Source organism: Rugosimonospora acidiphila, assembly GCF_039543385.1.
In the GTDB taxonomy this organism is placed as follows: domain Bacteria; phylum Actinomycetota; class Actinomycetes; order Mycobacteriales; family Micromonosporaceae; genus Rugosimonospora; species Rugosimonospora acidiphila.
On the sequence record NZ_BAABJQ010000005.1, the window covers coordinates 272,840 to 285,954 of the forward strand.

General features: G+C 72.1%; 9 protein-coding genes. 3 read left to right on the plus strand and 6 right to left on the minus strand.

What is annotated here, in order from left to right:
- Positions 1–52: 52 nt before the first annotated feature.
- The 6 genes from ABEA87_RS11255 to ABEA87_RS11280 all read right to left on the minus strand — a co-directional run bounded on the left by ABEA87_RS11255 (position 53) and on the right by ABEA87_RS11280 (position 6,931).
- The gene (locus ABEA87_RS11255; protein WP_345628927.1) at positions 53–2,809 is read right to left on the minus strand and encodes an FtsX-like permease family protein; all 2,757 of its coding nucleotides are present in this window, start codon (positions 2,807–2,809) and stop codon (positions 53–55) included.
- 20 nt (positions 2,810–2,829) lie between these two features.
- Positions 2,830–3,552: an ABC transporter ATP-binding protein gene (locus ABEA87_RS11260; RefSeq protein ID WP_345628635.1), complete on the minus strand. Its 723-nt coding sequence runs from the start codon at positions 3,550–3,552 to the stop codon at positions 2,830–2,832.
- Positions 3,549–4,190 (minus strand): PadR family transcriptional regulator, encoded by a 642-nt coding sequence (locus ABEA87_RS11265; protein WP_345628637.1) that lies wholly within the window; start codon positions 4,188–4,190, stop codon positions 3,549–3,551. Before ABEA87_RS11265 ends, ABEA87_RS11260 begins: the two co-directional genes overlap by 4 nt.
- 81 nt (positions 4,191–4,271) lie before the next feature.
- Positions 4,272–5,111, minus strand: coding sequence for an oxidoreductase (locus ABEA87_RS11270; RefSeq protein WP_345628639.1), 840 nt, complete (start codon positions 5,109–5,111; stop codon positions 4,272–4,274).
- A 19-nt stretch (positions 5,112–5,130) separates the two neighbouring features.
- The gene (locus tag ABEA87_RS11275; protein ID WP_345628641.1) at positions 5,131–6,075 is read right to left on the minus strand and encodes an SDR family NAD(P)-dependent oxidoreductase; all 945 of its coding nucleotides are present in this window, start codon (positions 6,073–6,075) and stop codon (positions 5,131–5,133) included.
- A 151-nt stretch (positions 6,076–6,226) separates the two neighbouring features.
- Positions 6,227–6,931, minus strand: coding sequence for an acetate uptake transporter family protein (locus ABEA87_RS11280; RefSeq protein ID WP_345628643.1), 705 nt, complete (start codon positions 6,929–6,931; stop codon positions 6,227–6,229).
- Between the two features lie 382 nt (positions 6,932–7,313).
- Between ABEA87_RS11280 and ABEA87_RS11285 the strand changes: the two genes are divergently transcribed.
- The 3 genes from ABEA87_RS11285 (at position 7,314) to ABEA87_RS11295 (ending at position 13,075) form a co-directional block, all read left to right on the plus strand.
- Positions 7,314–7,688, plus strand: coding sequence for an effector-associated constant component EACC1 (locus ABEA87_RS11285; RefSeq protein ID WP_345628645.1), 375 nt, complete (start codon positions 7,314–7,316; stop codon positions 7,686–7,688).
- A 5-nt stretch (positions 7,689–7,693) separates the two neighbouring features.
- A complete protein-coding gene (gene eccCb / locus ABEA87_RS11290; protein ID WP_345628646.1) occupies positions 7,694–12,013 on the plus strand; it encodes a type VII secretion protein EccCb in 4,320 nt (1,439 codons plus the stop codon).
- A 528-nt stretch (positions 12,014–12,541) separates the two neighbouring features.
- The gene (locus ABEA87_RS11295; protein WP_345628648.1) at positions 12,542–13,075 is read left to right on the plus strand and encodes a hypothetical protein; all 534 of its coding nucleotides are present in this window, start codon (positions 12,542–12,544) and stop codon (positions 13,073–13,075) included.
- Positions 13,076–13,115 lie beyond the last annotated feature (40 nt).

A 13,115-nucleotide genomic window follows, 5' to 3' on the forward strand; every position in this document is an offset into this window, starting at 1 on the left:
GGTGGCATTCCGCCACCGGCCGCCGCCGTCCCATCGAACCGCACCGCCCCCGTCAGGTCGCGCGCCGCTCGCTGGGCAGGCGGGACCGGGTGAGCAGTCCCGCGCCGAGCATCGCCACGACCGGCACCACCACGAGCGAGACGAGGAAGTTCGTCCACGGCACGTGGATCGGCACGAGGTCGGGCCCCGGCCATTGCCGGAGGTACTGCTGGTTGAGGCCGGTCAGCACCGCGGCCGCCGCGCCGAACCCGGCCACCACGCCGAGCAGCGCACCCAGCCCCGCGATCGTGCCCGCCTGAGCCAGCGACAGGAGGCGCCGCACCCGCGGCGCGGCACCGACCGCGGCCATCGTCATCAGCTCGGCGCGCGATTCCGAGGCCGCCAGGCCGGTCGCGATGGCCGCGGCGCCGAGCGCCACGAGGCCGGCCGAGATCGCCAGGATCAGCGGCACCGGTGACTGCCGCTCGACCGGGATGTGCTCGACGATGGCGCCGTCCGTGATCGAGCCCAGCCGCGCCTCGAGCACGTCCATCCGCGCCGCCGTGGGCGCCGTCGTCGGCCGAGCGATCACCTCACCCACCCGCACCCGCGTGCTCGCCTCGATGGTCCGGGCGAACGACGGCCCCAGCGTGGAGGCGGACAGGACCGCCGGCGACAGGATCGGCTGGGCCGCGCCGCTCGACACGACATAGGCCGGCACGCTGATGGCCACGTCGCCGGGCGGCAGGCCCGGCACCTGGCCGGGTAGCGACGGAGTCTGGCCGTCGTCGGTCGCCGTCAGATCGCCCAGCGACAGCAGCGCCCGTCCGTGCTCGACGTAGGACGGGTCCGAGACGAGCACGCCGCCGCCGCGCAGGGTGGAGACCGCCTTGTCCAGTGCCGCGCCGCGCAGCCCGGTCAGCGCGGCCACGACGGTGGGATCCTCGGTCACCACCTCGCCGCCATCGCTGAAGTAGCCGGTCCCAGCCCCGTCGTTGGAGCACCGCGGATCGGCCCGCGCCCGGCGGATTTGATCGGCGCTCAGCTCCGGCCCCGGGATGTACGGGCAACGCCGGTCGAGCGGCAACTCGGCGTAGACGGAGCACAGCGACTGCACGCCGACACAGGAGATCGTCGTTACCGCCACCGGGGTGACCCCGGGGAACACGTCGCGCAGGGACTCATCGATCTTCGTCGCCGCACCGCCGGCCGGCGCCTCCCGGTTGCCGTGGTTGTCCGTGCCGGAGGTGGGAACCACCACGGTCCCCGCCGGCGCGGAGAGCACGAACCGCGCCGGGTCATGGTTGTCCCCGGCCAGGTAGACGGTCAGCACGACGCTGCCCGCGACGGCCGCCATGACCGCCGAGATGGCGGGCGAGGCGGCGGTGCGGCGGCGGGAGATGTCGCGCAGCGCGATGCGCGGCGAGAGCGGCAGGAACCGGCCGAGCCGGGCCACCTGCCCGACGATCGCCGGGGTGCACAGCACGATGCCGAGTTCGGCGACGCACAATCCGCCGACGGCGACGCTCGGGTGTTGCCGGTACGCGCCGGCGATGGCCGCCAACCCGCCGAGGACCACCAGCGCCACCCCGAACAGTACCCAGCGCGGCCGGGACCGGTGCGTGCCCCGCCGGCCGGCAAGGGTCAGCACGATGTCCTGCCGCCCGGCCGTGAACGCCGGCACCAGCGCGCCCAGCAGGCCGGTGACCACCGCGATGGCGGCGATCCCGACCAGCCACCAAGCGTCCACCCGGTACCCCGGGAAGCGCTGGTCGAAGACGCGCGTCTCCAGCTGGCCGCGCAGCCCGTACGCGAGCGCCAGGCCCAGCCCGGTGCCGACCACTCCGGCGACGACGCCGGACACCACGCCGTCGGCGAGCACGACGCGGCGCATCGCGGCCGGGGTACCCCCGTTCGCCCCGAGCAGCGCGAGTTGACGCTGCCGGCGGCGCGCCCCGACCGCGAATGCCGGCCCGGCCAGCAGCACGACCTCCAGCAGGCCGAGCCCCGCGACGACGACGCCGAGACTGAACTCCGACAGGCCGCCGACCGCGCCTGGAGCGGAGTCGCCCGGCAGGCCCTTCGGCGGGTGCAGCATCATCGCCCGCGACTGCGCGACGAAGCCGCCGCGGTTCAGTCCCTGGATCTGCGGCCAGGTCATCGGGCCCGGCTGCTTGACCAGCCAGTACCCGTCGGCGTCGCCGATCGGCGCGGAGGGGTGGAAGACCAGCGTCTCGCTGAGCTGGCCGGACACCTCGACCAGCCCCACGACCGTGAACCGGGTGCCAGTCGCGGTCGCCACGGTTCCGCCCACCCGGGTGCCGAGCCTGGTCAACGCGCTCGGCGACACCGCCACCTCGCCGGCGGTGCGGGGCATGCGTCCGCTGACCAACCGGGTGAGGCCCCTGGTGATCGGGTTGCCGGCGTCGATGCCGTACGCCGGCAGCTTGCCGAAGCCGTGCGCCGTACGCATCTTCACGGTGGTCTGCCAGACGCCGGTGGCGCTGGACCCGGCCGGCAGGTACGGCAGGATCGTGGCGGCCTCGTGCGGGGTGTCGTCCGCATACCCTCCCATGACCGGGTCGGCCGCCTCGATCTCGAACTCCACGACCGGCAGGGGCTTGCCGTCCGGCCCGCTCTGCCGCTGGGCGCGGTACACGATCCCGTCGGCCGAGCCCATCAGTCGCGTCACCCGGTCCTGCGGGGTGAGCCGTTGCATGTCGTAGACGGTGGCGACGAACGCCAGCGCCAGCACCGGAAGCCCGATCATGGCGACGATCAACGCGGTGCGGCCCTTGGCCCGCAGCGCCTCCCGCCGGGCGATACGCATCGCCACGAGCCACGTGCCCCTCACTCGGCGCCCCCGGCGGTGAGCAGATCCTCCGGCCGCGGCAGCGGCCCGGCGGTGTCGACGATGACGCCGTCGCGCAGGAACACCACCCGGTCCGCCCAGCCGGCGTGCCGCGCCTCGTGCGTCACGAGCAGTCCGGCCGCTCCCTGGTCGACCCTGCCGCGCAGCAGCTGCAGCACCGCCTCACCGGTCACCGAGTCGAGCGCTCCGGTCGGCTCGTCGGCCAGCACCAGCCGCCGGTCCCCGACGAGGGCGCGGGCGATGGCGACGCGTTGCTGCTGGCCGCCGGACAGGTCGTCCGGGTACCGGTCGGCCAGTTCGGTGAGCCCGACCGCGTCGAGCGTCGCGCGAGCGGTCCGCTGCGCCCTGCGCGGCGATACCCCGTCGAGCTCCAGGGGCATCGCCACGTTCTCGGCGGCGGTCAGGCTGGGCAGCAGGTTCAGGTCCTGGAAGACGTAACCGACCATTCGCCGGCGCAGCGCGGCGAGCCGGCGGACGGGCAGGTCCGCGAGCCGCTGACCCGCCACGAAAACCTCACCCCGGGTCGGGCGGTCCAGGCCGCCGGCCAGGTTCAGCAGGGTGGACTTGCCGGAGCCGGACGGGCCCATGACCGCGACCAGCTCGCCGGCCTCGACCGTCAGGTCGACGCCGGCCAGCGCGTGCACGGCGAGTTCGCCGGTGCCGTGCGTGCGGTGCACGCCGCGCAGTTCGAGGATGCTCACCGACGACCTCCCTTGCCCGCGCGGGCGCCCGGCGCCGCCGGCTGTCCCGGTTCCGTCGGTGACCCGGGCGCCGGCGCACCCGCGGATCCCGCGCTCGCGGATGCCGCCGCGCTCGCGGATGCCGCGGGCGCCTGCCGGACCAGCTCGGCCTCGCAGTGGTCCAGCCAGCGGACCTCGGCCTCGGCCTGGAACAGCATGGCGTCGATGACCAACCGCCAGGACAGGTCGGCCAGCTTGGCCGGGCTCGCCTTGAGCCGGGTGTATTCCTGCATCGCCCGCACCGTCGCGGTGCGCTGGCCCTGGACGACCGCGCGCACGTCGACCCCCGGCGTGGTGAGCGCCAGCGCGAGCTTGATGGCGAGCTCGTCGCGCGGGCGGTCGGCGCGGCTGACCGGCGTGGCGAACCACAGCGTCAGCTCCGTGCGTCCCTCGTCGGTGATCTCGTACTCCCGCTGGCCGTCGTGCTCCGGCAGGGATCGCACCAACTCGTCGCGCTCGAGCCGGCCGAGCGTGGTGTAGACCTGGCCGATGTTCAGCGGCCAGGTGCCGCCGGTGGACTCCTCGAAGGCGGATCTGAGCTGGTACCCATGCATCGGGCCGCGCTCGAGCAGAGCCAGCAGGCCGTGTTTGATGGACATGGCTACCTAGTATGCATACTCGGTATGCATCGAGCAACAACGGCGGCGACCGACACGCCGGTCGGTCGCCGCCGTTGTTGTCTATTCGCCGGCCACGAAGTCCGTGGACTCGCTCACCTCGGCCCACCGCTCGGCCTCGGCGGCCCGGATCCGCGACGACTCCCGCGCCAGCCGCAGGGCGTCCGGCCCCAGCAGCAGGCGCAGCGGCGGGTCGTCCGCGCCGACAATGTCCACAATGGCCTTCGCCGCCCGGGTCGGATCCCCCGACTGTTTCCCGTCGACGTCGTGCCGGTACCGGTTGACCGTGCCCACCGTCTCCTCGTAGTCCTCGCCCACCGGTGCGATGCCCATGGACGAGCCGCCCCAATCGGTGCGGAACGCGCCCGGCTCGATGATGGTCACCTTGATGCCGAACGGTTTCACCTCGTTGCTGAGCACCTCGGAGAAGCCCTCGACGGCGAACTTCGCGGCCTGGTAGGCGCCCATCCCCGGGGTACCGCCAACCCGCCCGCCGATCGACGAGAACTGCAGGAAGTGGCCGCCGCGCTGGGCGCGCAGCACCGGCAGGGCGGCCTTCGTGACGTTCACGACGCCGAACAGGTTGGTCTCGACCTGTCCGCGGAAGTCCTCGTCCGAGACCTCCTCGATGGGCGCGGAGTTCGCGTACCCGGCGTTGTTGGCCACCACGTTCAGCCCGCCGAACTCGTCCAGCGCCAGCCGCACGGCCGACCGGGCAGCCGCCGGATCGGTGACGTCCAGCGCCGCGGCACGGATCCGGTGGCCGTACCCGCGCACCAGTTCGTCGAGCCGCTCCGGCTGCCGGGCGGTGGCGACCACCCGGTCGCCGGCCTCCAGCACCGCCTTCGTGAGCTCCCAACCGAGGCCACGTGAGCTGCCGGTGATGAGCCAGGTCTTGGCCATGAGTCAATCCAATCCAGGGCTACGCGGTGAGCGTCTCGACGGATACCTTCCAGAGCTGGGCCGCCGCGTCCGGATCCAGCGCGTACGCCGCGACCCCGTTCCGGGTGCCGGGCTGGTTGGGGCCGGCCTCGTTGCAGTCCTCGAAGTACCGGCCGCCGACGCCGTCCAGCAGCGGCGAGGTGGCGAGCAGGACCGAGGTGGCCGCACCCTGCTCCGGCGTCTTCCAGGTCGGCAAGGCGGGACCGCTGGCCGCGCGCATCCGCTCGAGTTCCTCGTCGCTGACGTAGCGCTGCAGGTTGGTCCGGATGCCGCCCGGGTGCAGGGCGTTGATCGTGATGCCGTCGTCCGCCCAGCGCTTCGTCCCCTCGACGGCGAACAGCACGTTGGCGGTCTTCGACTGGCCGTACGCCGACCACGGCTCGTACTCGCGCCCCTCGAAATGGATGTCGTCGAAGACGACCGGCGAGCGCAGGTGCGCGCTGGAGCTGACCGAGACCACGCGGGCGCCGCCGGCCGCCGCGAGCGCGCGATGCAGCCCGGTGGCCAGCGCGAAGTGGCCCAGGTGGTTGGTGGCGAACTGCATCTCCCAGCCCCGCGCGGTGCGCATCAGCGGCGAGGCCATGACACCGGCGTTGTCGACCAGGATGTGTAGCGGCCCGTCCCAGTCGGCGACGAACGACGTGACCGAGGACTGGTCGACGAGATCCAGCCGGGCGACCTCGATCTCCTGATTACCGGTGGTCAGGCCGATGTCCTCGGCGGTGCGCCGCCCGGCCTCAAGGTCGCGGACCGCGAGGGTGACCCGTGCGCCCGCCCCGGCCAGCGCGCGGGCGGTCTCGATGCCGATGCCGGAGGCGCCGCCGGTCACGATCGCGCGGCGGCCGACGAGATCGATGCCGGCCGCCACCTCCGCGGCGGTGGACTCGGCACCGAACGGCGTGGTGATGCGGGTACTGCTAATCATGATCATCCGTCCTGATCGACGCGAATCGAGGATCCACCCCGGGAAGTAACCGGAGGACCCTCCGCTATACCTCCAGACTAAGCGGAGTCTCCTCCGGTCGACAACCCACGGGCGCGAGCCACGACAGTCGCGCGCGTCACCGGCCGGTGGATCACTGCCCGATCTTGACGCCCGGCTCGCCGGCCCGGTACTGGATGGGCTCGCCGGGCAGGCCACCCGGACGGTTGGTGCTGCCACCCACCCGGCCGACCGGGAGCACCACCCGCTTGAAGGTGGACTCGAACATGATCGCCGTGGCCGTGTACCAGCCCAGCACGGCGGACGCGATGAAGATGTACGCGCCGGTGGTGCGCCACGCCGAGGAGCCGCTGATCATCCCCACCGCCTCACAGGTGGCACCGGCGGCCAGCGTGGCCAGCACCGACGCCAGGCTCAGATTCACGGCGAGCGCGGCGACGGTACCCGACCAGGTGATCGCGGCGAGTGCGATGAACCAGAAGCCCAGCGCCCTGAAGGGGGTCGGCGGGACCAGCACGTGCACCGCGACGAGGAGGTAGAGGATGCCGTACCCGAGCCAAAATGAGCCCCAGGTGCCGTGCATCGCCGTGGCGAGGGTGTCCCGGGCACGGTAGGCCCACATCCCCGCGAGGAACTGCGCCAACCCGCCGAACATCGCGGCGAACGGGAACAGGAAGGTCGGGGTGGTCGTCGTGGACCCGTACCAGCCGGCGAGGTTCGCCGCGACGATGAACGTGGCCCCCGCGAAGCCGAACAGGCCCAGCACCGAGGGTGCGGCGACCGGCGAGAGCGAAATGGTGGTGTGATCCCGCCAGAACGAGAACTCCCCGCCGTCCATGGACGGCCGTCCCGACGATTGAGCGTTGTGCGACATCGTTCCCCCGTGGGTGCAGGATGAGATCCGGTGCGACGGCGACCACGAGCGCTCCCGCGTTACCCGTCTGACCGGACAGGCCCGGCATCCACCGCCGTACCCCTCCAGAAACCCGATAACCGCTCGTCGTCGCGAGAGAAACCCGCGGCCGGTCCCGTCCCCGTTGTCCGGTGCGCGTCCCCGAAGGGGCCGGCCGTCCCCCGCGCCCGAATCGCACCGGGCGGGCGGCGACGCGGCGGCGGCGCTGCGGCAGCGCGGCGGTGCCACCGGGTCGCGGGGCTGTCGCCCGCACGGTCGACTGACTACTGTCGAACCCGCCGCTCCCCCGCGCTCCTGGAGGTCGCCGATGGCCGACGTCGCGCTCATCGTCTCGGGATACCCCGGCATCCAGCCGGCGCAGCTCGACCTGATGACCCGTGAACTCGCCACGGACATCCAGCGATACGCGCGGCTGGCCGCCCGGCCCGTCCAGTCGACCCCGGCACCGGGCAGCAAGTCCGGCTCCGCCGTCGACATCGGAAGCCTGCTGCTGACCGGCGTCTTCTCCGCGAGCACCGTCAAGGCGCTGTCGTCCGTGCTCAAGACGTGGATCGCACACCGGCGCGCGGGCACCATCACCATCCGGGACGGGGACCGGAAGATCGAGATCGCCGGTGGCACTCCGAAGGAGCTCGGCGAGGCGCTGAGCCAGCTCACCGGATTCTGGGAGCAGAGGGACTGACGCGGATGTCCCGGCGCACGGCCGTGCTGGTCGCCAACAACAGCTACCGGCACCTGCCCGATCTCGTCGCCCCGGTCGACGAGGCCCAGGACCTCCAGGCGGTGCTCACCCATCCCGAGGTCGGCGGGTTCGACCGGGTGGAGCTGTTGCGGGACGAGTCGAAGACCACCGTCGAGCGGGCGCTGGCCGACACGCTGGGCTCGGCCGAGCCGGACGACCTCGTCCTCATCTACTTCTCCGGACACGGCCAGTTGTCCAGCCGGGGGCGCCTGTACCTCGCGGTACACAACTCGGAGCCGAGCCAGTTGCCGGCCACCGCGATCTCCGCGTCCTGGCTGCGCGAGCTGCTGGAGGAGTGCGTGGCCGCGAGCACCGTCATCCTGCTCGACTGCTGCTACAGCGGGGCGTACGTGTTCGCCAGCAAGTCCTCGCCCGAGGTCAACCTGGACCAGGAGCTCAAGGCGGGCAGCGGGCGGTACGTGCTGACCGCGACGACCGCCGTCGAGCAGGCCGAGGACGCCGGCGCCACCCGGGAGCGGTCCGCGTTCACCGAGGTAGTGGTCAAGGGGTTGAGCACCGGCGCCGCCGACCTCAGCGGACTCGGCGTCATCACCCCCGAGGATCTCGGCCGGTACGTGCGCAACGAGCTACCCAAGTACACCGCCTGGCAGACGCCCACCATGAATGGCAGCGTCCAGGACGACGTGTTCCTGGCCAGGGTTCCGGGCACCCGGTACCACGCCGACGCCGACAACAGCACCATCCGCCTCGGCGAGCTGCTCGGCGAGCTCACCGAGACCGGGGATGTGTCGCTGTGCGCCGTCGAGTGGCGCGCCCGCGGCCCGCTGCTCGTACCGATAGGTCGAGCCTTCCGCCCCGGCATGCCGCCCGGCGAGGTGATGACGCTCGACCTGACCGGCCCGGCCGGAAACGTCATGGTGGTGGGCGGCTCGGGCAGTGGCAAGAGCACTCTGCTGCGTACGCTCATCGCCGCCACCGCGCTGACCCACGCGCCACACGAGGCGGCCTTCTACTGCCTGGAGTCCGGCGGCAACCGGCTCGGGTCGCTGCGTTCACTGGGGCACATTTCCAAGGTCGCCGGCGACGACCAGCCGGACGAGGTCGGGCAGATACTCGCCGAGCTGCGCGAGTGCCTCGCCCAGCGCAAACGGATGTTCCGGGTTCACGACATCGAGTCGGCCGGCCGGCTGCGGCAGCTGCGCAACGAGCTGCCGGACGGCCCGCACCCCGACATCTTCCTGGTCATCGACAGGTGGCGCGAGTTCAGCGAGAAGTTCCCCGACTTCTCGGCGCAGGTCCAGGAGATCGCCAACAGCGGGTTCGACTACGCCCTGCACGTGGTGATCTCGGCGCGGCGGTGGGCCGACCTGCCCGAGGACGTCGTGGAGCTCGCGCACTGCCAGATCGAACTGCGCGCCGGCGCTGGCGGCCAGCGCTCGGCAGAGCCCGACCGGCGGATACAGCTGCCACGCGACCGCCCGGGCTGGGCGCTGGTGAACAACCGCGTCTTCCGCGTAGCGCTGCCCGACATCAGCGTCGAACCGTCGCCCGGCGACCCGGCCGACGGGTCGGGCCACGACGACGGCGGTCGCGCCCTGCTGGAGCGTCTGGTGGTGGCGTGGCGGTGGGACGCGGAGCGGCCCGACCAGCGCCAGCCGTCCACCATGGTCAGCGACCTGGCCGGCAGCCCCGACCTGCTGCGGCTGCTCGACGTCGAGCGGATGGCGGACATCCCGGCCCTCGCACACCGCCCGCGCTCCCGGCAGGCCCGGCTGCGCGTCCCGCTGGGCACCGCGCCGGGCGGCGACATCGTCGAGCTGGACCTCAAGGAGCAGGCGGAGCGGGGCATGGGCCCGCACGGCCTGATCATCGGCGCGGTGAGCTCCGGAAAGACGGAGTTGCTGCGCACCATCCTCGTCGCGCTCGCGGCGACTCACCTGCCCGACGAGCTGAACTTCTTCCTGATCGATTACAAGGGCACCGCCACGTTCGCCCCGTTCAGTGGCCTGCCGCACACCAGCGCCCTGGTGACCAACCTCCTCGACGAACGGCCGCTGATCGAGCGCCTGGCCGCGGCGCTGACCGGCGAGCTGACGCGCCGCCAGGAGGTCCTGCGCGACCGGGGTGGCCACCCGTCCCAGTCCGAGTACGAGGTGGCCCGGGCGGCCGGTGAGCCGCTGGAGCCGATGCCGAACCTGCTGGTGGTCGTCGACGAGTTCAGCGAGCTGCTGGCGGCCCGGCCGGATTTCGTCGAGGTGCTCGTGCAGATCGCCCGGGTCGGCCGCTCGCTCGGCGTCCATCTGCTGCTGGCCAGCCAGCGCCTGGACGAGGGGCGGCTGCGCGGGCTGGAAACTCACCTGTCGTACCGGATAGGTCTGCGCACCTTCTCGGCGGCGGAGAGCCGGGCGGTGCTCGGCGTACCCGACGCGTCCGAGCTGCCCCGCGCCCCCGGCCACGGTTACCTCAGGGCCGGCGTCGACGAGCTGACCCGGTTCCAGGCCGCGTACGTCTCCGGGCCCGCCGATCGTGCCGTGTGGGAGTCCGTGCCCGAGGCCGGCCGGCCGGAGCCGGACACCAGCGTGGGGGAACTGGTGCTCGCGCAGCTGGACGACCGGGGTGAGCCGGCCCGCCCGCTCTGGCTGCGACCGCTGGCCGAGTCACCCACGCTCGGCGCGGTCCTGGGGCGGCTCGTGGTCGACGCACAGCGCGGTCTCGTGGCGCCCGACTGGCCGGTGCACAGGCCGCTGAATGTGCCGGTCGGCGTCGTGGACCAGCCGCGCTTCCAACGGCAGGATCCGCTCGTCCTCGACCTGTCCGGCGGGGCCGGCAACGTCGCGATCGTCGGCGGCCCCAGGTCCGGCAAGAGCGTCCTGCTCCGCACGCTCATCCTGGCGCTGGCCCTCACCCACACGCCGGAGGAGGCGCAGTTCTTCTGCCTCGACTTCAGCGCGAGCCTGCGTAGCCTGGCGGGGCTGCCGCACCTGTCGGTCCTGACCGCCGGCCGGCGGGACCGGGAGATGCTCCGGCGCGCGGTCTCGGAGGTCCGCGCGATGGTCAACGACCGGGAGGCGCGCTTCACCCGGCTGGGCGTGAGCTCGATGGCGGAGTACCGCCACCGGCGCCGCGGCGGCGAGATCACCGACGACCCGTTCGGCGACGTGTTCCTGATCGTCGACGGGTGGTCGATCATCCGTCAGGATTACGAAGAGCTGGAACCGGTGTTGAACGACCTCGTTGCCCGGGGGATCGGCTTCGGTGTTCACGTGATCGTCGCCGCCAACCGGTGGGCGGACATCCGGCCGGCCCTTCACGATCACTTCGGCACGCGGCTCGAGCTGCGGTTGGGCGACCCCGGTGAGTCGGAGATCGACCGTCGCCTCGCCGTCGACGTGCCGGAGAACTCGCCCGGGCGCGGCCTGGCCCCCGGCAAGCTGCACTTCCTGGCCGCGAGGCCGGGGATGCGGCCCGGCGCCGGCACAGACCTCGCCGACGCCACGGCCGGGCTGGTGGCCGAGATCGCCTCGACCTGGCCGCACCCCCCGGCTCCGAAGGTGCGCCCGCTACCGATGATGCTCCCGATGGCCGAGCTGGCCCCGCTGGTCGATCCCGGGGCCGGTCTGGCCATCGGCATCGACGAGGACAATCTCGCCCCGGTGTACCTGAACTTCGCGGCGGAGCCGCACTTCGTGGTCTACGGCGACGACGAGTCCGGCAAAACCAACCTGCTGCGCCTGATCGCCAGGGGCATCGTCGATCGGTACACGCTGGGGGAGGCGCGAATCGTCATCGCCGACTACCGGCGCACCCTGCTGGGCGCGATCGAGGGCGAGCATCTGATCGGATACGCCGCGACCAGCGCCAACCTCACCGGGGTGATCAGCGATTTATCCGGGGCGATGAGCAATCGGCTGCCCGGCGGTGACGTGACCCCGGCGCAGCTGCGCGAGCGCTCCTGGTGGCAGGGCCCGGACCTGTACCTGCTGATCGACGACTACGACCTGGTGGCACTCGGCAGCGGCAACCCGATGGCCGCGCTGACCGACCTGCTGCCGCAGGCCAGGGACATCGGCCTCCACGTCATCCTGGCGCGCCGCACGGGCGGCGCCGGCCGGACGATGTTCGAACCGGTGCTTACCCGGCTACGGGAGCTGGCGACGCCGGTGCTGCTGCTGGACGGCATGGCCGAGGAGGGTGCGCTGGTCGGCGGCGTAAAGCCCGGCCCTCAGCCGCCCGGCCGGGGAGTGCTGGTGCATCGCCGCTGGGGCCATCGTCTGGTGCAGACCGCGTGGGTACCGCCGGACTGACCACACTGTCCCGCTTCTGTCTCATGTGGACGGCCAAATGCGCCACCGCAAGGAACGCCCCGATAAACCTTCACCTTTCGCGGGTGGGCCCGATTAATGCGGTGCGCCAGTAAAGAATGTGTCAGTTGACGCTCACCCGAGCGCCGGCACCACGGCCGGGTGGGACAACGCGACCCGGTTGTATTGACCCGCCGAGAGCTGCGCTGTTAGCTTCACTCGCAGTTGGCCACTGCCCACCACCAGCGAGGCAGTAGCCGACAACTCCGGCGCACGAGGGGCACGATGCCGACCCACGACCGGAACGAATAATCGCTTTTCACGTCCCGGCATTCGGCTGTCGCCCAAATACCTGTCAATAGTGAAGCGCCCTACCGATAGCAACGGCCGGCGCGACACTCACACGCGCTCCACATTGGACTGAGCACGTAAAAAAAGTTCACGCGCACAGTCCCAGCGCGCCAAATCCACCGTGGTCACGTAGCCACTCACAAAGTCACGTAGTCACGTAGTCACGTAAGGAGCAGGTCCATGAGGATCAACATTCGTAGCAGCAAGGCCATCCTGGTGCCGCTGGCGCTGCTGGCCGGCGCGGCGCTGTCGGTCGCCCTGCTGAGCCCGGCCACCGCGGGCGCGGCGCCGCGGGCGGCATCGTCCACAGTGGTCGCTGGCGCGCAGACCGGGTCGGCGGCGCAGCCCTCGGTCAGCAAGGCTGAGGCCGACCAGGCGCACGCCGCCCTGGTGCCACAGACCACCACCGGCATGCCGCCGACGGCACAGACCCTCTACGCCGTGGTCAACTCCAACGGCACGCTGGCCCGTGGATTCGGCGCCTCCTCGGCGGTCATCCTGGCCACCGGCACCTACCAGGTGAACTTCTCACACGACGTCACCCACTCCGCGCTCATCGGGACCATCGGCCTCGCCGGCACCTCGGGCTCCTCGGCACCCGGCTTCATCACCGTGGTCGGTCGCGTGGGTGTGGCCAACGCGGTGTTCGTCCAGACCTACAACTCGGCCGGCGCGCTGGCCAACCTGGGCTTCCACCTGGCCGCGCTGTCCTGATCCCGGCTCGCGCCGGCTCCGGCCGGCGGTCCGCGCCCGG

Excerpts from the sequence above, each read along its gene's own strand:
- ABEA87_RS11255 (WP_345628927.1), bottom strand. The coding sequence starts at position 2,809 with ATGCGTATCGCCCGGCGGGAGGCGCTGCGGGCCAAGGGCCGCACCGCG.
- ABEA87_RS11265 (WP_345628637.1), bottom strand. The coding sequence starts at position 4,190 with ATGTCCATCAAACACGGCCTGCTGGCTCTGCTCGAGCGCGGCCCGATG.
- ABEA87_RS11270 (WP_345628639.1), bottom strand. The coding sequence starts at position 5,111 with ATGGCCAAGACCTGGCTCATCACCGGCAGCTCACGTGGCCTCGGTTGG.
- ABEA87_RS11275 (WP_345628641.1), bottom strand. The coding sequence starts at position 6,075 with ATGATTAGCAGTACCCGCATCACCACGCCGTTCGGTGCCGAGTCCACC.
- ABEA87_RS11280 (WP_345628643.1), bottom strand. The coding sequence starts at position 6,931 with ATGGACGGCGGGGAGTTCTCGTTCTGGCGGGATCACACCACCATTTCG.
- ABEA87_RS11285 (WP_345628645.1), top strand. The coding sequence starts at position 7,314 with ATGGCCGACGTCGCGCTCATCGTCTCGGGATACCCCGGCATCCAGCCG.
- eccCb (WP_345628646.1), top strand. The coding sequence starts at position 7,694 with ATGTCCCGGCGCACGGCCGTGCTGGTCGCCAACAACAGCTACCGGCAC.
- ABEA87_RS11295 (WP_345628648.1), top strand. The coding sequence starts at position 12,542 with ATGAGGATCAACATTCGTAGCAGCAAGGCCATCCTGGTGCCGCTGGCG.